This window comes from Streptomyces sp. NPDC003248, from assembly GCF_055563235.1.
Window position 1 is genome coordinate 140,242 of record NZ_JBVHDT010000013.1, and the last position, 21,804, is coordinate 162,045.

General features: G+C 74.6%; 14 protein-coding genes and 2 pseudogenes. 9 read left to right on the forward strand and 7 right to left on the reverse strand.

What is annotated here, in order from left to right:
• Positions 1-182: 182 nt before the first annotated feature.
• The gene (locus ACZ3KJ_RS27015; protein WP_467530746.1) at positions 183-1,511 is read right to left on the reverse strand and encodes a C40 family peptidase; all 1,329 of its coding nucleotides are present in this window, start codon (positions 1,509-1,511) and stop codon (positions 183-185) included.
• Between the two features lie 365 nt (positions 1,512-1,876).
• Between ACZ3KJ_RS27015 and ACZ3KJ_RS27020 the strand changes: the two genes are divergently transcribed.
• Positions 1,877-2,485 carry a flavin reductase family protein gene (locus tag ACZ3KJ_RS27020; RefSeq protein WP_467530747.1) on the forward strand — a complete coding sequence of 203 codons (609 nt, stop codon included), beginning with the start codon at positions 1,877-1,879 and terminating at the stop codon, positions 2,483-2,485.
• Positions 2,486-3,023: 538 nt separating this feature from the next.
• On the opposite strand, the gene ACZ3KJ_RS27025 is transcribed toward ACZ3KJ_RS27020, so the two are convergent.
• The gene (locus tag ACZ3KJ_RS27025; RefSeq protein ID WP_467530748.1) at positions 3,024-4,598 is read right to left on the reverse strand and encodes an MFS transporter; all 1,575 of its coding nucleotides are present in this window, start codon (positions 4,596-4,598) and stop codon (positions 3,024-3,026) included.
• A 184-nt stretch (positions 4,599-4,782) separates the two neighbouring features.
• On the opposite strand from ACZ3KJ_RS27025, the pseudogene ACZ3KJ_RS27030 reads away from it, so the two are divergent.
• The 3 genes and pseudogenes from ACZ3KJ_RS27030 to ACZ3KJ_RS27040 form a co-directional block, all read left to right on the forward strand.
• A pseudogene (locus ACZ3KJ_RS27030) lies at positions 4,783-6,226 on the forward strand (DUF5682 family protein); the annotation flags it as partial.
• 172 nt (positions 6,227-6,398) lie between these two features.
• Entirely contained in the window at positions 6,399-7,100 is a 702-nt protein-coding gene (locus tag ACZ3KJ_RS27035; RefSeq protein ID WP_467530750.1) for a LamG domain-containing protein, read from the forward strand.
• 164 nt (positions 7,101-7,264) lie between these two features.
• Entirely contained in the window at positions 7,265-7,459 is a 195-nt protein-coding gene (locus ACZ3KJ_RS27040) for a hypothetical protein (RefSeq protein WP_401685670.1), read from the forward strand.
• Positions 7,460-7,663: 204 nt separating this feature from the next.
• Here ACZ3KJ_RS27040 and ACZ3KJ_RS27045 read toward each other — a convergent pair whose 3' ends face one another.
• A complete protein-coding gene (locus ACZ3KJ_RS27045) occupies positions 7,664-9,412 on the reverse strand; it encodes a serine/threonine-protein kinase (RefSeq protein WP_467530751.1) in 1,749 nt (582 codons plus the stop codon).
• 191 nt (positions 9,413-9,603) lie between these two features.
• Between ACZ3KJ_RS27045 and ACZ3KJ_RS27050 the strand changes: the two genes are divergently transcribed.
• On the forward strand, positions 9,604-12,978 hold the full coding sequence (locus ACZ3KJ_RS27050) for a pyruvate carboxylase (protein ID WP_467530753.1): 3,375 nt from the start codon (positions 9,604-9,606) through the stop codon (positions 12,976-12,978).
• Between the two features lie 18 nt (positions 12,979-12,996).
• Here the strand turns inward: ACZ3KJ_RS27050 and ACZ3KJ_RS27055 are convergent, their stop codons facing one another.
• Complete coding sequence (locus tag ACZ3KJ_RS27055) at positions 12,997-13,962, reverse strand: STM4015 family protein (RefSeq protein ID WP_467530755.1); 966 nt, start codon at positions 13,960-13,962, stop codon at positions 12,997-12,999.
• Between the two features lie 667 nt (positions 13,963-14,629).
• Here ACZ3KJ_RS27055 and ACZ3KJ_RS27060 point away from each other — a divergent pair.
• Positions 14,630-15,628, forward strand: a complete 999-nt coding sequence (locus ACZ3KJ_RS27060; protein ID WP_467530756.1) for a M23 family metallopeptidase — start codon at positions 14,630-14,632, stop codon at positions 15,626-15,628.
• Between the two features lie 85 nt (positions 15,629-15,713).
• On the opposite strand, the pseudogene ACZ3KJ_RS27065 reads toward ACZ3KJ_RS27060, so the two are convergent.
• Positions 15,714-16,639, reverse strand: a pseudogene (locus tag ACZ3KJ_RS27065) (GNAT family N-acetyltransferase).
• Between the two features lie 217 nt (positions 16,640-16,856).
• Here ACZ3KJ_RS27065 and ACZ3KJ_RS27070 point away from each other — a divergent pair.
• Together ACZ3KJ_RS27070 and ACZ3KJ_RS27075 are read left to right on the forward strand one after the other, a co-directional pair.
• Complete coding sequence (locus ACZ3KJ_RS27070; RefSeq protein WP_467530758.1) at positions 16,857-17,576, forward strand: FAD binding domain-containing protein; 720 nt, start codon at positions 16,857-16,859, stop codon at positions 17,574-17,576.
• Positions 17,577-17,875: 299 nt separating this feature from the next.
• Positions 17,876-19,057, forward strand: coding sequence for a phospholipase D-like domain-containing protein (locus ACZ3KJ_RS27075; protein WP_467530843.1), 1,182 nt, complete (start codon positions 17,876-17,878; stop codon positions 19,055-19,057).
• A gap of 159 nt (positions 19,058-19,216) precedes the next feature.
• Here the strand turns inward: ACZ3KJ_RS27075 and ACZ3KJ_RS27080 are convergent, their stop codons facing one another.
• The gene (locus ACZ3KJ_RS27080) at positions 19,217-20,257 is read right to left on the reverse strand and encodes a DUF6745 domain-containing protein (protein WP_467530844.1); all 1,041 of its coding nucleotides are present in this window, start codon (positions 20,255-20,257) and stop codon (positions 19,217-19,219) included.
• A gap of 38 nt (positions 20,258-20,295) precedes the next feature.
• The gene (locus ACZ3KJ_RS27085) at positions 20,296-20,622 is read right to left on the reverse strand and encodes a hypothetical protein (RefSeq protein ID WP_389523160.1); all 327 of its coding nucleotides are present in this window, start codon (positions 20,620-20,622) and stop codon (positions 20,296-20,298) included.
• 170 nt (positions 20,623-20,792) lie between these two features.
• On the opposite strand from ACZ3KJ_RS27085, the gene ACZ3KJ_RS27090 reads away from it, so the two are divergent.
• The gene (locus tag ACZ3KJ_RS27090) at positions 20,793-21,752 is read left to right on the forward strand and encodes an STM4015 family protein (protein ID WP_467530760.1); all 960 of its coding nucleotides are present in this window, start codon (positions 20,793-20,795) and stop codon (positions 21,750-21,752) included.
• Positions 21,753-21,804: the final 52 nt, after the last annotated feature.

Consider the following 21,804-nt stretch of genomic DNA (forward strand, 5'->3'; position numbering starts at 1 on the left):
CGGCCACAGCCGCGTTTCCGCCGGAACCGGTCGAAGTCGTGTGCCGTGGCGGAACCGGCTGCGGGCGTGTCGCGCGGATCCGGTCGCCGCCGTGCCGGGACGAGGGCTCGGGACGCGGTGCGGCCGGCTCGCGCTCCGCGCGCTGCCCGCGCGGTGTGCGGGCCCGTCGCCGGGGCGCACCCTCAGACGGGCCGTACCGCGCCGCGCAGGGCGCCCTCCCCGAGGCCGTGCACCGACTCCTCGCGGATGTACGAGCCGGGGCCCGGCGCGTGGATCATCGTGCCCTCGCCCGTGCACAGGCCGGTGTGGCCGAGATCGTCGAAGAAGAAGACGAGGTCGCCGGCGCGCAGCTCGTCCAGGCCGACCCGGGTGAACGCCCGCGCCTGGTCGACGGCCGCCCGCGGCAGCGTCACCCCGGCGGCCTTCCACGCGGCCTGGGTGAGGCTGGAGCAGTCGTAGGACTCCGGTCCCGTCGCGCCCCACACGCACGGCCGCCCGATCTGGGCCCGCGCGAAGGCGAGGGCCTTGTCCCCCTTGCCGAGGTAGGCCTGCCCGGAGGCGTAGGCGGTGACGCCGGTGGGGACCGGGGTGGCGGCGGGGGTCACCGGCGCTGGTGCCGGTGCGTGAGCGGGGACGGGGGCCGGCGCTGGTGCCGTTGCGTAAGCGGGGGTGGGCGCCGATGTGGTGGGGGTGGGGGCGGTGGTGTCGGCTGCGGGCCAGGGGAGTTCGGAGGCCGGTGCGGTGAACTCGGGTGCGGGGAGCGGGGCGTCCGGGGTCCTCGGTCCGGCGTCCGTGCCCACGAGGCCGTAACTCGCCGCGAGCAGGCCGGTTTCGGGTTCCGGGAACCGTGACACGGGTGCCGGCAGGGCGGGTTGCGGTACGGCGAACCCGGACGCGGCGACGGGGAGGCCGCCGTCTCCGGTGGCGGTGAAGCCGTCCGCGGACGCCGTGGGGCCGTTTCCGGTGGCCGTGAGGCCGTCCGCCGGGGCGGGGGAGGGGACGGGGGCCGGGGGCAGGGCCCGGGGCTCCTCCCGGCGGGGCGCGGGCAGGGCCGGCAGCGCGGTCACGGCCGGGACGGCCGGTTCCGGCGCCTGCCGCCCGCCCGCTTCCAGCGCGAGCCGGACACCGGACGCCCCCAGTTCCCGTACGGCGTCGGAGCCGGCCGGCGACTGGGGGCGCGCGGGCGGTGCCGGGCGCGAGGGCAGGCGGTCGGCCGGCAGTGCGGCGGGCGTGGTCGGCCCGAGCCGGTTGCGTGCCACGTCGAACCACTGCCGGGCGATGGCCTCCAGGGACGGATCACCGCCGGGGCGCCCGCCGGCGGCGGCGGAGGTGACGGCCCGCCGGTCGCCGTTCCGCATGGCGCGGGTGGCGTTGAACGTGCCGGTGTCGCTCTCGGCCCGGTCGTAGAGGGCGCTGACCCGCTGCTGGATCTCCGCGCGGCTCGGTTCCCCCGCGCCTTCGAAGCGTGCGGAACCCTGGCCCGTGGGGAGCGTGGTGCGATCCGTCGCCATGGAAGACGTACTCCTTCCGTGCTCCGCCGGCCGAGGGGTGGGCGGTGGCGTGGGCGGGCGGGTGCCGGGAGGCCCGCACCCGCTGCGCTGCCGGGCTGCCGGGCGCCCGGTCCCGGGCCGGTCGGTTCCCGGCTCCCGATGTGCCACCGGAGTCCTGCGTCGGCGGGAGCCGCGCGGCCCGGCGGGGTTCGCCGGAGTCGGTCGTGCGGCCCGGGCGTCAACCTAGCCAACTTGTGTGGCTGGTGTGAAGATTGTCGTGTCAAATGTCCGATACGTTTTCGTGACCTTCATCTCGTGCGGCGGCAACCCGCCCCGCCCCGCCCCGTCCGGGCCCGGCCCGTCCCCTCGGGGGGAAAATGGCTGCCATGCGCATCGACCACACCCCCGAGTCCCTGGGCGCGGGAGCCTTCTACCGGCTCCTCACCGCCGTCGTCGTGCCCCGGCCGATCGCCTGGGTGTCGACCCTCTCGGCCGACGGCAGGACCGCCAACCTCGCCCCGCACTCGTTCTTCACCGTCGCCTGCACCGACCCGCCGATCGTCCAGTTCACCTCCGTCGGCCGCAAGGACTCGCTGCGCAACATCGAGGCCACCGGCGAGTTCGTCGTGAACCTCGCCCCCGAACCGCTTCTCGAGCAGATCAACGCCAGTGCCGTCGACTTCCCCGCCGAGACGGACGAGTTCGACGCCGTCGGCATCGAGCGGGAGCCCTCGCTGCGCGTCGAGCCGCCCCGCGTGGCCGCCTCACCGGTCGCCCTGGAGTGCCGGCTCCACTCCACCCTGGGCATCGGCAACTCCACCCTCGTCCTCGGGCGGGTCGTGCACGCCGCCGTCGACGAGGACGTCGTCGTCGACGGACACCCCGACATCCGCAGGCTCCGGCCGCTGGCCCGGCTCGGCGGCGACGAGTGGAGCACCGTCGGCGACCTCCGGGAACGGGCCCGCATCGCCTACCGGGACTGGCCGCGGACCTGACCGGGCGAGCGGGGGCGCGGGGCCCGGCGGGGCGAGCGCCGTCCCCTCCGTAGAGTGATCACGTGACGCAACACGCCGCCGCCGACGCCTACTTGCCCGCTCTCACGGCCGGCCGGGCGGACCGTCTGCGCGGCCTGGTGGCCGACCACTTCGCCGCCCGGCACGGCATGCGCCCGGAGGCCGCGGGGGACACCGCCGAGCACGACGGACACCGGTGCCCGCTCGCCGACCTCGCCCGGTGGTGCCGGGACACCGCCGAGGAGGCCTGGCCCGGCCTCGTCCGGGACCACTTCACGCGGCTGGAGTCCGTCTCCCGCGGCGACGCGGACCCCCCAGGAGCTGTTGCGCCGCGCCCACCTGCGCCCGCTGCCGTCCGACGCCCTCCCCGCCGACGCCGCGCGCAGCTTCCGCTCCGTGCGCCCGGTGGCCGACGGCCTCGTCGCCGCTGCTCCGTGCGACGGCCCGGTGGGGTGCAGGGGTGCATCCCACCGGGCCGTGGTGCCAGGGGCGCTCACCGGCGCCGCCGTGCCGGGGACGCTCAGTCCGCGTCGTCGGCCGCGTTCCGGTGACGGCCGGTCAGGACGAACGCCACGACCGCCGCGACCAGCATGCCGACGCCTCCGACGAGAGCGCAGGTGTGCAGCGCGTCCGTGAAGCCGGCGCCGTAGGCGGTGTGCGCCCGCGAGGTGGTCTCCGCGGAGTCCAGGCGCAGGAAGGCGCCGGCCTGGATGCCGGCGTGGGACACCACGCCGAGGACCTCGCCCTGATCGGCCGGGCTCAGACCGGAGCCGGCCAGGTGGGCGGGGAGCGTGTCCAGGGTGCGGTGGGTGAGCACCACACCGAAGATCGCCGGGCCCAGCGCGCTGCCGATCTGCCGCAGGGCGCTGTTGGCCGCGCCCGCCGTGCCCGCCAGCCGGTGCGGCAGGCTGTCCATGGCGATCGTGGTGATCGGGGCCATGGCCAGGGCGATGCCGACCCCCAGGACCGCGATGACCAGGGCCGCCGTGCCGGTGCCCGTGGACGCCTGGAAGGACGTCACGCACAGCGCCCCGATGCCGCCGACCACGAGACCGGTGACCAGCAGCAGCCGGGGCGAGAACCGGTTCATCAGCCGGCCGACCAGCGGCCCGAGCACGACGGTGAAGCCGTTGAGGGCGATGAGCCGCACCGCGATGTCCCACGTCGACGCGTGGTGGACCAGACCGAAGTACTCGCTCAGCGCGAACACCAGACCGACCTGCGCGAACAGGGTGACCGCCATGACCAGCGCGGTACCGGAGAACGCGGGGGAGCGGAACAGCCGCATGTCGAGCATCGGGCACGGTGAGCGCAGCTCCACCACGACGAACGCCGGGAGCGCGGCCGCCGTCACCAGGAAGGCGATCACCGCCTCCGGCGAGGACCAGCCGACGCTGCCGCCCTCGATCACGCCGTACACCAGGCCCGTGATCGCGACGATCGCCAGGATCTGGCCGGGGATGTCCAGGTGCCGCTCGCGGGTCGCCCGCGAGTCCTGGAGCAGGAACGTTCCGACGACGGCCGTGACCGCGCCGACCGCCAGCGACGGCAGGAAGATCCAGCGCCAGGTCGCCTGCTCCACGATCAGCCCGTTGAACAGCGGACCGAGCGTGAGGCCGAGGCCCAGGGACGCCGTCCACAGCGCGATCGCCCGTGCCCGCCTGCGCGGGTCGGGACAGACATGGCCGATCAGCGCGAGCGTCGACGGCAGCAGCGCGGCCGTGCCCACACCGGTCAGCGCCTGCCCCACGCAGACCTGGGCGACGCCGTCGGCGGTGAGACAGACCAGGGAACCGAGGGCGACCAGGGACACGCCGGCCACGTAGGTCTTCTTGCGCCCGTACAGGTCACCGATCATTCCGCAGGTCAGCAGGAGGGCGGCGGTCGGCAGGATGAAGGCGTCGGTGATCCATTGCAGGCCGACCGTGGAGGCGTCCAGCGCCTGCTGCATCACCGGCAGCGCGACCGAGACGCCGACGACCGGCAGATAGGAGACGAACACCCCGAGGCAGGCCAGCACGATCGTGGCCGGCACATGACGGGAGGACGTCGGGGACGGGAACGGGGACGGGGTTGCGGAGAGGGTGGTCGACATGGCACCTCACGACGTCGTGCGGGCGCCTATCGGGCACAGGGCGCGCTCGGCTCGAATCTTCATTGACGTAAGCCATTTCTGATCAGGGAATTCGCGCTTCGGACCGTATACCGGCCGACCCGCCGTCGAGATGCCGTCGGACCTGCAAACTTAGGTGAACCGAACCGGTCGCCCGCCCCGTCCGCCGGCCGACTGCGCCCTGCCCGCCCCGGCGCCCGCGGCGCCGGCCGCCGACCGGCTCACCGGTTTCCTCCAGCGGCCGCCCGCCCTCGACCCCCTCGACGAGGCCGAACTCCTCGGCTGGTCCGTGGAGATCGTGCGGGCGGCCCGACGCAACGGCTACCTCGCCTCCACCGCCGACGCGATCGCCGTGTTCGAGACGTCCATCCTCCTGGCCGGAATGCGCGACCGCGTGAAGCCGACGCCGTACGACTTCCAGGACGCGGCCGTCACCTGCGTCGAGAAGGACGCCGTGCCGGGCGGCGGGACGTGCGCCGGCTGGTCGAGATCATGATGGGCGGCGACCGCGTCGGACAGGTCGGCTACGACGCGCTGCCGCCGCTCGCCCGGGACGTGCACGACCGGCTCGCGCCGCTGAACCTCAAGCTCCAGCAGCGCGGTGTGCAACGGGCCCTGCTGGACATCGCCGCCCGGCCCGAACTGGAACGCTGCTCCGACGTGCTGTGGATGCCGCACCGTCTGCTGCCCCAGGGCGCCGCACGGCCGATCATGGGCGACCGGAGCCTCGGCGAGCGCCCCCTCCAGGAGTCCTGGGACCTGGCCCTCGGTAGCCACCAGCGCGCCCTCGTCGAACTCGGCTACGCGGGCGTCAGCATCGAGCAGGTCCTGGAGCAGCGGCTGCGCCGCACCGCGCACGCGCCGCAGGCCACCGCCGCCCAGGTGCTGGAGACCGTCGAGGACGCCGTCGGCTCCCTGCGCAGCCGCCGCCTCGCCGACGAGCTCGGCACCCGCGCCCTGGAGGTCCTGGCGGGCGAACGCACCGTCGACGGCGCGCCGGAGGTCCTGCGCCGCATACGCCGGCTGCTGGCCCACTACCGCACCGCCGAACCGGTGCTGCCCGACTGGGCACGCTCTCCCGCGCCGCCCTGCGGGAACGCTGCGACGACCTGCTGGCCAACCCGCTGGTGGTGCCCGCCCACCCGCGCTACCTCAGCGGTTTCCTGCACGCCCTGGAACCGGTGCCGGCGCTCGCCGACTTCGTCGTCGAGGCGGTGTCGAACGCCTTCGCCCGCCTCCCCGACCCGGTGCTGCTGCCCTGGCTGCCGGCCCTGATCACCACCCTGCGCTCCGGCGGCGCCGAACTGGCCCCGCTGCTGATCCGCGAGGCGGGCCGCGTCTTCCCGTCCCGGCTGGCCGAACTGGACACCTGGACACCGCCGTGGCGTCTCGCACAGGAGCCGCCGCCGAGCGCCGACCCGGCAGGGCCGACCGCCGCCCGGGGCGTCGCGCTCCTCGCGGCCCGTCCGGCGACCTGCGACGCCCTCGCGGACCTGCTCCGCTGCGACGGCACCTGGGAGAGCCCCGCCCCCGACCCGCGGGGCACCGTCCTCCTCACCCGCCACCCGCACACCGCGACCGCGCTGGAGGCACTGCTGGCAGGAGCCTGAGCCGCACCGAGGGAAGCCGCAGGGAGGGGCGTCCGTCAATGAAAACCGGGGTGAATCACGCGAACGGAGGATGTGTGCCCGTACGTCACCTCACACGTTCGGGTGGTCTTGACGGCGCGCCGTCCCCGCCGCCGCATGTCCGCCGCGGCGGCGGGGATGCCTCGGGCAGCGCATGGCGCACAGCGCACAGCGCGCGAGGACGAGGAGGACGCCAGTGACCGACGTCTGCTTCAGAGCCGATTTCGCTTCGTCCAGTCAGTGGGTCGCGGGCCGTTCATGGGCCTATCCCGACGGCGGGCCGACCAACCGCAGCGACAACAAACTCGACCACCTGGTGTCCGACCCCGCGTACTCGCGGGGCGGCACCTTCCGCGCCACCCGTCGCGACGACGGACTGTGGGACGCCGGGCTGCTCACCACGGAGGGCAGCGAGGACGGCTTCATGGTCCGCACGGGGGACCGCCTCGACGCCCGGGTCCGGCTGCCCGTCGAGATCGGGGCCTGGCCCGCCATCTGGACCTGGCGCGACGGCGACCAGGAGATCGACGTGTTCGAGTACCATCCGGACAACCCCGACCTGCTGGAACTCTCCAACCATGTGCGCGACGCGCACCGGTACCACCGAGACGAGGCCGTGCGCCCCGGCGGCTGGATCGACATCAGGGTGGAGTTCGGCTCCCGCACCGTCGTGTGGAGCCTCAACGGCAGACGTGTCTTCGCCGACCACCGGGGCGTGGGACGCGACTGGCACGCCTATCTGATCGTGAACCTGTCGGTGTGCGCCGGCCGCTACCACCCGGCGCCCGACCCGGAGGTGACGGAGATGTCCTTCGAGGTGTCCGCCCTCACCGTGCGCCGTCCGGCCCGCACCTGAGCGGGCGAAGGGCCCGGGCCTGCCACGGCGCGGGCGTTCCCGCCACACGGACTGGTCCGTTCGGTGGCGGATCGCCCGCGGAGTCCCCCGAACGGCCCAACCCGACGGGACGCGGGGCGGCGTACGCGGTCTGCTGGAGACATGCCCGGCAGAAGGGAACAGCCGTGTACGAGATGAAGGTGGGTCTGGCGTCGGGCGGCGGCGAGCTGGTGTGGCACGTGGTGTCCCGGCACCACGACAGCAGCCTGTGCGGAACCGCTCTCCTGGCCGCAGGAGCGACGGCCGCACAGGAAACCGACCGCCACTGCGCCCCCTGCATGGTCCGGTTGCAGCAACTGATGGACGCTGCGCGGGACTGACGAGCACCGCCCGACCAGTACCCACGGAGAGACCACAACCACCGACACCGACCACCGACCACCGACCGGACGTGGCCGTCGTCGGCCGGCCGTGCTGAAGCGGTCGGCCGACGACGGCCGCGTCCGGTCGTGGCACATCGGCCGCGTCCGGGGGCACAGCGGCCGTCGGACATCGGCCGTCGGTCGAACGGCCGTCGCCGGGCGTCAGCCGTCGGCCGGCATCACCTTGGTCACCCGGCCCTTGGTGTCGGCCTCCAGGTAACCGCTGTCGTTGTAGGCGTCGCTGAGGTAGACGGCCATGCCCGCGGGGGTGTCGAAGATCGTGTTCGGCTGCGTCACCAGCAGGTAGCGGCTCTCCGGGTCGGCCACGTTCAGCTTCTCCTCCGCCTCGGCGAGCAGCGCGGGCACCCGGTCCCAGGCGAAGCCGTCCAGACTGACGGGCTCCTGGCTGCTGGGCAGCGTGCCCTTGATGATGCCCTTCCGCACGCCCTCGCCCGGACGGTACGTGTACGAGTCGTACTTGGTGTCGCTGCCCTCGACCATGAGATGTGCCGAGACGTACTCGGGATACACGGAGAAGGAGCCGTAGCGGTCGCGGCCGGTCTCCTCCTCGAAGGCCTTGATCGCGGTACGGATGCCGTCGGGGGTCAGCAGGTCGGTCGTGCCGGTCCCGTCCGTGGCACCGGTGCTCGCCTCCGCGGTCGCCGTGGCCGACGCGGTCACCCGGCTCCCCGAGCCGGTCCCGCTCCCGGAATCGGCGTCCTGCCCGGACAGCGCCCACACCAGAACACCGGCGAGCAGCAGTCCCGTCCCCGGCAGACCGAGGAGCAGCAGGCGCGGTCGCGGTCCGGAGCGTCGTACGGGCCCGCCCACGGGCGGCGTCGTACCGGTCCAGGCAGCCGCCGCCCCGTCCGGGGCGGGCCCGTTCCCCGCTGCCGGGGTCGCGTGCGGAGGCCCGGACGCGCCTGCCGCCGTCACCGGTTCCCCACCCGGCACCCCCTGCGGCGGGGCCAGGAGATAGGAGGTCCGGGTCCGCGGCCCCGGCTCCCGTCGCGCCCGCCCCTGTGCCTCCGCCCGGCCCCGTCCCTCCGCCTCTGCGCCCTCCGGCACCCGCCCCCGCGCCACGTCCGCCAGCATCCGCTCGAACGCGGCCGCGTCCGGCCGGGCCGAGGGATCCCGGACGAGGACCCGCATCAGCGGGTCCGTGAGCGGTCCGGCCCGCTCCGGTGGCGGCACGTCCTCGCTGAGGACGGCCGCGAGCGTCGCCAGTGTCGTGCCGCGGCGCAGGGGGTGGCGGCCCTCCACGGCCGCGTACAGCATCATCGCCAGCGACCACAGGTCGGAGGCGGGCCCGCCGTCGTGGCCGGACACCCGCTCCGGCGCCATGTAGTCCGGCGTGCCGATGACCGAACCGGTCGCGGTCAGGGCGGTCGCCTCGCGGATCGCCGCGATGCCGAAGTCGGTGAGGACGGGCCGCCCGTCGGGGCGCAGCAGCACGTTGGCGGGTTTGACGTCGCGGTGCTGGATCCCGGCGTCGTGCGCGGCGCGCAGCGCGGCGAGCACCTCCAGGCCGGTGCGCGCCGCCTCGACGGGGTCCAACGGCCCACGGGCGAGACGGTCGGCCAGCGAACCGCCGTCGACGAGCTCCATCACGATCCACGGGTAGCTCCCCTCGCCGCCGTCGACCACGTGATGGATCGTCACGACGTTGGGGTGGTCGATCCGGGCCAGCGCCCTGGCCTCCCGCAGCACCCGTTCCCGCAGCATCCGGGCCGCCTCGGGGTCGTACTCGGCCAGCCCCGGATCGGGCGGCCGGACCTCCTTGACGGCCACGCTCCGGTGCAGCACCAGATCCGTGGCCCGCCACACCGTCCCCATGCCGCCGCCACCGAGCCGCGCCCGGAGCTCGAACCGCCCGTCGACGACCCGTCTGTCGCTGTCCGCCTCACTCATGCGCCGGAGCATAGTTGCTCGCACCGACACCCCGGCCCGGCCGGCCGGGGCGCCCGTACCCCCGCGCCGGGAGCGTCCTGCGCGGCTCCGCCCGGACGGGGAACGACCATGGAGTGGCCCGACTCACATGGCACTCCCGGGACGGCACGGACACGATGGTCCCGTCACCGGGCAGGCTGAAGGGATCCACGATGTTCCGCAAGGTGCTGGTCGCCAACCGTGGTGAGATCGCGATCCGGGCGTTCCGCGCCGGCTACGAGCTGGGCGCGCGCACGGTCGCCGTCTTCCCGCACGAGGACCGCAACTCGCTGCACCGGCTGAAGGCCGACGAAGCCTACGAGATCGGCGAGCCGGGGCATCCCGTGCGGGCGTACCTCTCGGTCGAGGAGATCGTGCGGGCGGCGCGCCGGGCCGGCGCGGACGCCGTCTACCCGGGGTACGGGTTCCTCTCCGAGAACCCCGAACTGGCCCGCGCCTGCGAGGAGGCGGGCATCACCTTCGTCGGCCCCGACGCCCGCACCCTGGAGCTGACCGGGAACAAGGCCCGCGCGGTCGCCGCCGCCCGTGAGGCGGGCGTCCCCGTGCTGGGCTCGTCGGAGCCGTCCACCGACGTCGACGAGCTGGTCCGGGCGGCCGACGGGATCGGCTTCCCGGTGTTCGTCAAGGCCGTCGCGGGCGGCGGCGGACGCGGCATGCGGCGCGTGGAGGACCCGGCGCACCTGCGCGAGGCGATCGAGGCGGCGTCCCGGGAGGCGGCGTCCGCGTTCGGCGACCCCACCGTCTTCCTGGAGAAGGCCGTCGTCGACCCCCGCCACATCGAGGTGCAGATCCTCGCCGACGGCCGGGGCGAGGTCATCCACCTGTTCGAACGGGACTGCTCGCTCCAGCGCCGCCACCAGAAGGTCATCGAGCTGGCGCCCGCGCCCGGCCTCGACCCGGAGCTGCGCGACCGGATCTGCGCCGACGCCGTCGCCTTCGCCCGCCGGATCGGCTACCGCAACGCCGGCACGGTGGAGTTCCTCCTCGACCGCGACGGCCGGCACGTCTTCATCGAGATGAACCCGCGCATCCAGGTCGAGCACACGGTCACCGAGGAGGTCACCGACGTCGACCTGGTCCAGGCCCAGCTGCGCATCGCCGCCGGCGAGACCCTCGCCGACCTCGGCCTGGCGCAGGACACCGTCACCCTGCGCGGCGCGGCCCTCCAGTGCCGGATCACCACCGAGGACCCCGCCAACGGCTTCCGCCCCGACACCGGACGCATCAGCGCCTACCGTTCCCCCGGCGGCTCCGGCATCCGCCTGGACGGCGGCACCACCCACGCGGGTACGGAGATCAGCGCGCACTTCGACTCGATGCTGGTCAAACTCACCTGCCGGGGCCGTGACTTCCAGGCCGCGATCGGCCGGGCCCGGCGTGCCGTGGCCGAGTTCCGCATCCGCGGCGTCGCCACGAACATCCCGTTCCTCCAGGCCGTCCTGGACGACCCCGACTTCCAGGCCGGGCGCGTCACCACGTCGTTCATCGAGCAGCGACCGCACCTGCTCACCGCCCGCCACTCCGCCGACCGCGGCACCAAGCTGCTCACCTACCTCGCCGACGTCACGGTGAACAAGCCGCACGGCGAGCGGCCCGACCTCGTCGACCCCGTCACCAAGCTGCCCCCGCTGCCCGGCACCGAGCCGCCCGCGGGCTCCCGGCAGCGGCTGGTCGGCCTCGGCCCCGAGGGCTTCGCCCGGTGGCTGCGCGAGTCGCCCGCCACCGGCGTCACCGACACCACCTTCCGCGACGCCCACCAGTCGCTGCTCGCCACCCGGGTGCGCACCAAGGACCTGCTGGCCGCCGCCCCCGTCGTCGCCCGCACCCTGCCCGGACTGCTCTCCCTGGAGTGCTGGGGCGGCGCCACCTACGACGTCGCCCTGCGCTTCCTCGCCGAGGACCCGTGGGAGCGGCTGGCCGCCCTGCGCGAGGCCGTCCCCAACATCTGCCTCCAGATGCTGCTGCGCGGCCGCAACACCGTCGGCTACACCCCGTACCCGACCGAGGTCACCGACGCCTTCGTCCAGGAGGCCGCCGCCACCGGCATCGACATCTTCCGCATCTTCGACGCGCTCAACGACGTCGGCCAGATGCGGCCCGCCATCGACGCCGTACGCGAGACCGGCACGGCGGTCGCCGAGGTCGCCCTCTGCTACACCGCCGACCTGTCCGACCCGGACGAACGCCTCTACACCCTCGACTACTACCTCCGCCTGGCCGAGCAGATCGTCGAGGCGGGCGCCCACGTCCTGGCCGTCAAGGACATGGCCGGCCTGCTGCGCGCCCCGGCCGCCGCCACGCTGGTCTCCGCCCTGCGCCGCGAGTTCGACCTGCCGGTGCACCTGCACACCCACGACACCGCGGGCGGCCAGCTCGCCACCTACCTCGCCGCGATCCAGGCCGGCGTGGACGCCGTCGACGGCGCCGTGGCGTCCATGGCCGGGACGACCTCGCAGCCGTCGCTGTCGGCGCTGGTCGCCGCCACCGACCACTCCGAGCGCCCCACCGGCCTCGACCTCCAGGCCGTCGGCGACCTGGAGCCGTACTGGGAGGGCGTCCGGCGGATCTACGCCCCGTTCGAGGCGGGCCTCGCCGCGCCCACCGGCCGCGTCTACCACCACGAGATCCCCGGCGGCCAGCTCTCCAACCTGCGCACCCAGGCCGTCGCGCTCGGCCTCGGCGACCGCTTCGAGGACATCGAGGCGATGTACGCCGCCGCCGACCGCATCCTCGGCCGTCTGGTCAAGGTCACCCCGTCCTCGAAGGTGGTCGGCGACCTCGCCCTGCACCTCGTGGGCGCCGGCGTGAGCCCCGAGGACTTCGAGACGGCACCGGACCGCTACGACATCCCGGACTCCGTCATCGGCTTCCTGCGCGGCGAACTCGGCACCCCGCCCGGCGGCTGGCCCGAACCGTTCCGCACCAAGGCCCTCCAGGGCCGCGCCGGGCCCAAGCCCGTGGCGGAGCTGTCCACGGAGGACCGCGAGGGACTGGAGAAGACCCGCCGCGCCACCCTCAACCGGCTGCTGTTCCCCGGTCCGACCCGCGACTTCGACACCCACCGCCAGGCGTTCGGCGACACCAGCGTCCTGGACAGCAAGGACTTCTTCTACGGACTGCGCCCGGGGAAGGAGTACGCCGTCGATCTCGAGCCCGGTGTGCGGCTGCTGATCGAACTCCAGGCGGTCGGCGAGGCCGACGAGCGCGGCATGCGGACCGTGATGTCGTCGCTCAACGGCCAGCTGCGGCCCATCCAGGTCCGTGACAAGGCGGCCGCCTCGGACGTTCCGGTGACCGAGAAGGCCGACCGCTCCGACCCCCGTCACGTGGCCGCCCCGTTCGCGGGCGTGGTGACGCTGGCGGTCGCCGAGGGCGACCGGGTGGAGGCCGGCGCCACGGTCGCCACCATCGAGGCCATGAAGATGGAGGCCACCATCACCGCCCCGCGGGCCGGCCGGGTCAGGCGGCTGGCCATCAACCGGATCCAGCAGGTGGAGGGCGGTGACCTGCTCGTCGAGGTGGGCTGAACCGGCGGAGGACGGGGCTCACTCCCCGGCGGCGACGAACCGCATGTCCTCGTCCTCCTCCTCTTCCCGCCCGTCGAGGTTCACCCGCACGCCGAACGGCTCCAGGGCCTCCCGCAGACGCAGCGCCATCGCCTCCGACAGGTAGTGGTGGTGCAGGTCCAGCTCCTGGAGGTGGGTGAGGGGCTGCCCGCCCAGCAGGGCTTCGGCTCCGGTGTCGGAGAGGGTGCCGCGGCACAGGCGCAGGGTCTCCAGCCGGGCGACGACGGGAGCGGCGGCGACGGCGGCGGCGACCTCGTCCTGGATGTCGGCGTTCTGCAACCCCAGGTGACGCAGCGCGGGCAGCCGGCCGCCGTCGAGGACGGGCGCGAGGTCGGCGACGGTGGTGTCGCGGCCGTAGTCCTCCTCACCCAGCCACAGGTCGAGATGCTCCAGCCGGGGCAGGTCCGAGGCGCCGATGCCGAGGACCGCCCCGGCGGGCAGACCGCCGTTCTCCAGCCGCAGCACGCGCAGGTGCTCATGGCGCAGCGGCGTGAACGCGAGGCCCGGCTGGCCGCCGAACCCGCCGTTGGAGCCGCGCACCGCGAGTTCCTCCAGCCGCGGGTAGGCGGTCAGGAACGGGGCCACGTCGTCCTGGACGATCCAGGAGAGCTCGGACTCCTCGTGGGTGAGGTCGGCGAGGTACAGGGCCTTGAGCCCGGTGAGGCGGTCGGCGGCGGCGGTGAGCAGGGCCGCCGTCTTCTGCGGATGGGCGGCGTCCAGTTCGGTGCCGTAGGCGCCGACCCCCAGCACCAGCGCCCGCACCCGTGCCGGATCCACGGTGTCCAGGAAGCGCCGCAGGCCGTCCTCGAAGGCCTCCCCGCCCCGGTCCTCGTCCATGGACAGCCGCCAGGCGACCGTCTCGGCCGCCGGCAGGGCGCTCGTCTCCTGGCCGAGCAGCGGGAAGTCGTATACGGGCAGGCCGTGCAGTTCCCCTATGTGGTCCAAGGCCGTGAGCCTTCCGGGTCGGTACGGCGGCCGACCCCGGACGCCCCGGCGTCGGCCCTTGGGCGGCCTTTCTACCAAGGGCCACCGACAGCCACCGCCGCCGCCGCCCTCGCGCCGGGGGAGCGGGCGCGACCCGCCCGGCCCGCCCCCGTGCGGTGGCGTCCCGCGCCGACCGCACCCCCTCCCGGGGACGCGGCTTTCCGTACACGCCGGATCTGCCCCCGGGGACAACTCCCCCTGCCCGTCCGTCCGATGACGTCCCGTGCGTTCCGCGCTACCGTCCGCCCGTGAACAACAGCATCTCCCCGCGGCGGCCGACGACGTGAACGACGAGGACACCGTCGGGACCCGACCGCACCACGGGACGCGACTCCGCCAGGTGGACACCGTGGAGGCGCCGTCCGACGCGGCGGACCCGGCGCCGGACCCGGTCGACCCGACCCCCGCGGACGCGACGCCCGCGGACCCGAATTCCGCGGACGCGACGCCCGCGGATCCACATCCCGCGGACCCGGCCCCTGCGGATTCGTCCCCCGCAGATCCGGCCCCCGCAGATCCGGCCCCCGTTGATCCGACGTCAGGCCCGGCCCCCGCGCCCGGCCCCGCCGACCCGGAGCCGGCCGCGGCCCGGACCGCCCGAAAGGGCCCGGGTCCCTTCACCCTGCTGGTGCTGCCCGGCCTGCTGACCCTGTCGGCGATCGCCGGCTTCCTCGCCCTGACGGGCGGCCTCCCCTCGGACTGGACCGAGGGGGAGGAGCCGGGGACGACCACCGTGAACGGCGTCGACGAGAGCTACCTGCCCTGGCTGCGCAAGGCCGCCGCGAGCTGCACGGTCGTCACCCCGTCCGTGCTCGCCGCCCAGATCGACCAGCTCTCCGGCTGGCAGAACGACACCGGCGGCGCCTCCGGGGAGCAGGGCATCGCCGGTTTCACGGACGCCGAGTGGCGGACCTGGGGGAAGGACGACGACGGCAACGGCCGCTCCTCGCCCCGCGATCCGGCCGACGCCGTCATGGCCCTGGGCCGGCAGGACTGCTCCCTCGCGGGGAAGGTCACCGACCTGCGCACCGAGGGCACCGTCACCGGCGACCTCGTCGACCTGACCCTCGCGGCGTACGCGGTGGGCACCGACGCCGTGACCGAGGCCGCGGGCGTGCCCGCCGGAGCGAAGACCTACCTCGCCGAGGTGAAGGAACTCCTGCCGCGCTACGAGGCGTTCGACCAGGAGACCTCGACCGGCGGCGGCACGGCGGACGCCATCCTGGCGGCCCCCCTCGGCACCGCCCTCACCGTCACCTCTCCGTACGGCTCCCGCGAGCACCCCCTCACCGGCGTCACCAAACTCCACACCGGCGTCGACTTCGCCGCCGCCCAGGGGGCCGCGGTCCTCGCCGCACGCGAGGGCCGGGTCGTCTTCGCGGCCATGACCAAGGCGTACGGCAACCGCGTCGTCGTCGACCACGGCAGCATCGACGGCAAACGCCTGGAGACGACGTACAGCCACCTCTCCGCCCTCGACGTCAGCGTCGGGCAGAGCGTGCAGACCGGGACCCTCCTCGGGCGGGCGGGCTCCACCGGCCTGTCCACCGGCCCGCACCTGCACTTCGAGGTGATCTACGACGGCTACTACACCGATCCGCAGCCCTGGTTGGCCTCGGACGGCTGAGACGGCTGAGACGGCTGAGACGCCTGAGACGGCGGACCGGCCGGGCGGCTGCCGCGGGGCGCCGGCGATCCGCCGCGTCCCCGCGTCAGCGCAGCACCGCCTCCCAGGTGTCGACGGCGTAGTGGACGCTCATCCCGCTGCGCGCGTACAGCTCGGGGGCCCCGGTGGCGTGGGAGGTGTCCACGCCCAGCCCGACGGTGTCCCGCCCGCGCGCGGCGAACGCCGCGAAGGCCTGCCGCGGCAGCAGCCCGGCCAGGCCGCGCCCCCGGGCTCGCGCAGCAGGCCGATGCTGCGGATCCAGCCCATGGCCTCGCGGTCGTCCCGCGCGAGCAGGAACCCGGCGTCACCGAGGTCGTCGGTGCCGGCGATCCACGCGAGCGACCAGTCGAGCCCGCCGGCGTCGATGTCGTGCAGCCACTGCTCGTAGGCGCGGGGCTGGAAGTCGAAGTGCTCGGCGAATCTCGACCGGTACAGCCCGTGCACGCGCAGCCGGTCGGCCCCGGTGGCTCAGGGCCGCACCCGGACGCCCGGGGGGAGGGCCGGCGCCGCGTCGGCCGCCGGGTCGAGCGGCCGGCGCAGGGCGTGGTGGCGCCGTACGACGGACCAGCCCCGATCGAGGATCGGACCGGTGTCGAGCGTGGGCCTCGTGGTGAGGTGCAGGTGCACCACGGCCCGCGCGACGCCGTTCTCGCGCGCCTTGCGCAGCGCGCGAGCCTCCATCGACTCCAGGACGAGCCGCCCGGCCTGTTGGTGGTCGGGCAGGACGTAGTGGTCGACGTCGATGCGCTCGCCGCCCGACTCGTCCCACAGCAGCCCGTAGGCGACCAGCCGGTCCCCGTCGAAGGCGAGCCGGGAGTCCCGCGCCAGGTCGGTCTCCGGGTGGTTCAGGTCGGCCTCGACGGTGTGCGGGTCCGTCTCGGGCCGGCCGATTTCGATCACGTCTACCGCAGTGAGCAGGCCGGTGACGGCGGGCGCGTCGGCGAGCGTGGCGGGACGCAGGAGGTAGGACATGGCGTCAGATTCCGGGCGGTGAGCCCGCCCGCAACGGAATTTCCCGGGCGGCTCCGGCGCTCGGGGGAGTCGCCCTCGACATGAGGGGCGCAGAGTTGGCCGTCGTGTGCCCTGTACGCGCCCCCGCGACTGTGGGCACAATCCGGTCTGCCAGTGATCACTTGGCGGAGGAATCGGTTCCGTTCCGCCACCGTCCCGGGAAGGCAGGTCGGTCGTCGTGTTGGTGCGTCTTCCCACCTCCATATCCGAAGCGCAGGAGTGCCTCGCGGAAGGGGCCGTCCCGGTGGGCGGTGCCACTCTGGTCTGGGCGACCTGGCAACGGGACGGCTTCCCCGAACTGGCGATGTCCCTGCGCCATCTGCCCGAGGCCACCGTCGTCGCCCGCGGGACCCTGGGCTCGGCCGTCCTGCTGAGCCGCGTGGACGACACCGTGCCGGAGGTGCTGCGGCGGGCGGCCGGCACGGTCGGCACGGGTGCCGTACGCCGTGCGGCCACGGTCGGCGGCAACATCGTCGGCAGCACCCTGCGCTGTCTGCTGCCCCCCGCTCTCGTCCTCGAGGCCCGCGCCACGGTCCTGGAGACCGACCGGGTCCACGAGACCGACCTCGCCGAAGTCGTGGCCAAGCGTCAGCTGCTGCTCTCGATCAGCTGGGACGAGCCCCTGGTCAGCGGTTACCGCAAGCTGGCCGCCGACCCGGGCGGGGCGCCGCCCTTCGTCGTGGCCGCCGCGGTCCACGCCGACGCCGACGGACACAGGCGCCTGCGGGTGGCCGCCCGTGACGGCTACGAGGTGCTCAGCGCGACCGTCCCCTGCGACGCCGGCGGCGACGAGGTCCTCGACGCCCTGGAGGCCACGGACCTCGGCGCGCTGGACCCCACCGCCCGGGCGACGGTGCGCGACCAGGCCAAGGAGGTCCTGGACCGCCTGGCCGACTGACCTTCTCCGCCTGGCCGACCGGCCTCTTCCGCCTGGCCGCCTGGCCCCTCCGCCCGGCCGACCGGCCCCCTCCACCTCGCCGGCTCACTCCCGTCCTCTCGCCGCCGGACGTCCGCCTCGCGCCCGGGACGCGCGGCCCCCGGGGCTCTGCGTCGCCGGGGACGCGCCGGGTATACGTACGCCGCCGGCGGGTCGGGGACCCGCCATGACCCTCATGGACGCGTGACGAGGAGGCGGACGTGCTGCACGGACCGGTGGCGGACGGCGAGGTGACCGAGGGCGGGGGGCCCGGCGGCCGGGTGACCGGCGGCGGGACGGACGCCGCCGAGGCCCGCAAGCAGCGGCTGCGAAGACGCCTGGAGCGGCTCCTCGGCATCGCGGCGACGGAGGGCAACGAACTCGTCCCGCTGCGCAACGGCGACGCCATCTTCCCCGCGATGCTGTCGGCCATCCGGTCCGCGCGCCACACCGTCGACATGATGACCTTCGTGTACTGGCGCGGCGACATAGCCCGAGAGTTCGCGGACGCGCTGGCCGAACGCGCCCGCGCCGGAGTGCGGGTGCGCCTGCTGCTGGACGGCTTCGGCGCCAAGGAGATCGAACAGCGGCTCCTCGACGCCATGCAGGACGCCGGGGTCCAGGTCGCCTGGTTCCGCCGTCCGGCGCGGCTGTCCCCGCTGAAGCAGAACCACCGCTGCCACCGCAAGGCGCTCGTCGTGGACGAGGACACCGCCTTCACGGGCGGTGTCGGCATCGCCGAGGAGTGGTGCGGGGACGCCCGCACCCCCGCCGAGTGGCGGGACACCCACGTGCGGGTGCGCGGACCGGCCGTCGACGGCATCGCCGCCGCCTTCGCCCAGAACTGGGCCGAGTGCCACGACACGCTCTACGACGCGCGCGACCTGTTCACCGAGCACGAACAGCCGGGCCGCGCCACGGTCCAGGTGGTCCGCGGCTCGGCGAGCTTCGGCTGGCAGGACATGCAGACACTCGTCCGCGTGGTGCTCACCTCCGTCGAGGAACGCTTCCGGCTGTCCACGGCCTACTTCGCTCCCGACGCCTACTTCGTCGACCTGCTCGCCGCGACCGCGCGGCGCGGCGTCGAAGTGCAGATCCTGATCCCCGGCCCGCACACCGACCAGCGGGCCTGCCGGCTCGCCGGACAGCGCCACTACCAGACGCTGCTGGACGCGGGGGTGGAGATCAGGGAGTACCAGCCGACCATGCTGCACACCAAGATCATGACGGTGGACGGCGTCGCCTCGCTGATCGGTTCGACGAACTTCAACCGGCGGTCGATGGAGCACGACGAGGAGGTGATGCTCGCCGTGCTCGACGAGCACTTCACCGCGGAGCTGGACGACGACTTCGACCAGGACTGGGCGCGCGGGGAGGCCGTGGACCCCGTGCGCTGGCGCCGGCGCCCGCTGGCCCAGCGGGTACGGGAGGCCGCGGTGACGCCCGTCCGGCGGTTCCTGTGACGTCCCGTCCGCTGTCCGCTGTCCGCTGTCCGCTGTCCGCCGCCCGCCGTCTGCCGTCCGCTGTCCGCCGCCCGCCGCCGTCCGGCGTGTCGCGGACCGCGCCGCGCGGCCGGTCCGCGACACGCCGGGCCCGGAGCGGCCGCCGCACGGCCCCCGGGATCACGTCTCCCGCAGCGGCGCGTACACCTCCGGCCCGAGTCCGAACGTCCAGGCGACCCCCTCGCGGGCCGTCCGCGTCGACGGCGGGACCCTCAGCCAGTAGGTGCGCCGGCTTCCGTCCGGCTCCGGCGTGGAGTTGAGGACCTCCACCATCACGACCGGTTCGTCGCCGTCGAGGTCGATCCGCCAGAGCGTGCCCGTCCCGTCCCGGTGCAGCGGGCGCGCCCCGGAGTCGGCGAGGTAGCGCTCGTAGCCGTAGTGCTCGAGCATGACGCGGCGCAGCTCCGCGTTCTCCTCGGCGCGGATCCGCTCCGGGGTCAGCGTGCGCAGCTCCGCGAGGAAGGCGGCCGGCACCGGCATGCCGCGCCAGGCGTGCAGGGCGAAACCGTCCGGGTAGGCGAGCGCCGGGCCGTCCCCGCGGTCCAGCCGGCCCGCCTCGTCACGGTGCAGCGCCACGGGCCGCTCGCACACCACGGCCACCCTGGCGAAGGGCCACCACCAGCCGGCGCTGCGGCACACCTCGGCCAGCCCGGACAGCGGGCCGTCCCGCGTGGGGAACGCGGCCAGCCACGGCGCGTCGTGCTGCCCCAGCACGGCGTCCAGCAGAAGCAGCCGGATCCCGGCCTCGTCCGTACGGCCGTCGGCCGGCTCCTCCAGCACACCCCGGCGGATCCGCTCCACGAGCGACTGCGTGGACTCCCACAGCCGGCCGCCGGTCGCCGCCCAGTGCGCCGACCAGCCGACGGCGCCCAACGCGTCGTGCAGCCGCCGCCGTTCCAGCGCCCACGGGGCTGTCCGTACCGCCTCGCGCACGCTCGGACCCCGGTCCGCCAGGCCCCGTACCAGCGTGACCGCCTCCCGCGGCGATCCGGCCCACACCACCCGCTCCGGCTCCGGCAGACCGGCCTGCCGGTAGGCCCGGCGGACACCCGCCTCGGCCCGCGCCCGGTCGGCGGGCCCCGTCGCCGCGGCACACGCCCGCCAGAACCCCACACCGTCGCCGGCGGTCCCCGCGTCCGGTCCGGCCGGCACGTCCGTCATGGTCATCCGTTCCTCCGTCACCCTCTGTCCCGTCCCGCTCAGTCCGCCACGATCCGCACGGAACCGGGCACGTACTCCCGCTGCCGGACCACCCGGTACCAGCCCCGGGGAAGGGGGATCGCCGCGTGCTCCTCGTGGACCACCCGGCCGCCCTGCGGCAGATGCAGCAGCAGCGGCCCGAACGGACCCGGCTCCCGCACCAGTTCCCCCGGTCCGACCACCGCGTGGGCGTGGCCGGTGACCTCGCCCAGCGCCAGCACCAGCCGCCCCCGCCCGTCGCGCGGCTCCCGGGGCGCGGTGCCCACGTGCGGCGGCACCGCCTCCTCGGCCACGGGCACGATCAGCACGTCTCCCTGCCGGTACACGACGTCTCCCCTCCGCCGGCACACCGTGCGCCGGCCCCATGACGACGACCGTAGGGGCCGCCACTGACAACGCCCCGAACGTCGGCCCCGGGCCGCCCCGTTGTCAGTGCCTGTTGGTAGAACTGCCGTCGTCGCACGACGCACCCGCATCTCTCCACAGGAGCAGCCGCATGACCATCGGTGACCACCTCCACGAGCTGTACCGGCTGCCCGCGTACACCTTCCCCGGCCCCGACGAGCAGACGGACGACCTGCCCGATCCGGACGCCGTCGCCTGGCGGATCACCAGCGACGTGTACGACGCCGACGAGGCGTGGCCGCAGGCCTTCGCCCGGTTCTGCGCCGCCGTCGACACCACCCGCGTGCGCGCCGTGATCGTCGGCGCCTGGCAGGCGGCGTACGAATCCGCCCCCGTCACCGTCATCGAGGCGCTGGTGGCCGCCCGGGACCGCTTCCCCGCCCTGCGGGCGCTGTTCCTCGGCGACATCGTCATGGAGGAGTGCGAGATCTCCTGGATCAGGCAGACCGACGTCACCCCCCTGCTGGCCGGCTTCCCCGACCTGGCGGAGTTCGGCGTCCGCGGCGGATCCGGCCTGCGCTTCCCCGCCCTGCGCCACACCGGCCTGCGCCGGCTGACCGTGGAGACCGGAGGCCTGCCCGCGGAGGCCGTCCGCGGTATCGCCGCGAGCGACCTGCCCGCGCTGGTCCACCTCGACCTGTGGCTCGGCACCCCCGACTACGGCGGGGACGCCGAGGTCGCCGACCTGGAGCCGATCCTGTCCGGAGCCCGTCTGCCGCGCCTGCGCCACCTGGCCCTGCACAACAGCGAGATGCAGGACGCCGTCGCGACCGCCGTGGCCTCGGCCCCCGTGGTCGCCCGCCTGGAGGTGCTGGACCTGTCCATGGGCGTCCTGACCGACGAGGGCGCCGCCGCCCTCCTGGCCGGACAGCCGCTCACCCACCTGAAGAAGCTCGACCTCCACCACCACTACCTCGGCGAGGCCGTCCAGGACCGCCTCCGCCAGTGCCTTGAGCCCGCCGGCGTGGAGGTGGACCTCGACCGCGACGACGCCGACGAGGACGAGGACGACGACGGCACGGTGTGGCGGTACGTGGCCGTGGGGGAGTGACCACACCGCCCATGCGCCGACCCGCCCCCACCCCGCGCCCCCGCGGCGCCCG

Excerpts from the sequence above, each read along its gene's own strand:
- ACZ3KJ_RS27015 (WP_467530746.1), bottom strand. The coding sequence starts at position 1,511 with ATGGCGACGGATCGCACCACGCTCCCCACGGGCCAGGGTTCCGCACGC.
- ACZ3KJ_RS27020 (WP_467530747.1), top strand. The coding sequence starts at position 1,877 with ATGCGCATCGACCACACCCCCGAGTCCCTGGGCGCGGGAGCCTTCTAC.
- ACZ3KJ_RS27025 (WP_467530748.1), bottom strand. The coding sequence starts at position 4,598 with ATGTCGACCACCCTCTCCGCAACCCCGTCCCCGTTCCCGTCCCCGACG.
- ACZ3KJ_RS27035 (WP_467530750.1), top strand. The coding sequence starts at position 6,399 with ATGGCGCACAGCGCACAGCGCGCGAGGACGAGGAGGACGCCAGTGACC.
- ACZ3KJ_RS27045 (WP_467530751.1), bottom strand. The coding sequence starts at position 9,412 with ATGAGTGAGGCGGACAGCGACAGACGGGTCGTCGACGGGCGGTTCGAG.
- ACZ3KJ_RS27050 (WP_467530753.1), top strand. The coding sequence starts at position 9,604 with ATGTTCCGCAAGGTGCTGGTCGCCAACCGTGGTGAGATCGCGATCCGG.
- ACZ3KJ_RS27080 (WP_467530844.1), bottom strand. The coding sequence starts at position 20,257 with ATGACGGACGTGCCGGCCGGACCGGACGCGGGGACCGCCGGCGACGGT.
- ACZ3KJ_RS27090 (WP_467530760.1), top strand. The coding sequence starts at position 20,793 with ATGACCATCGGTGACCACCTCCACGAGCTGTACCGGCTGCCCGCGTAC.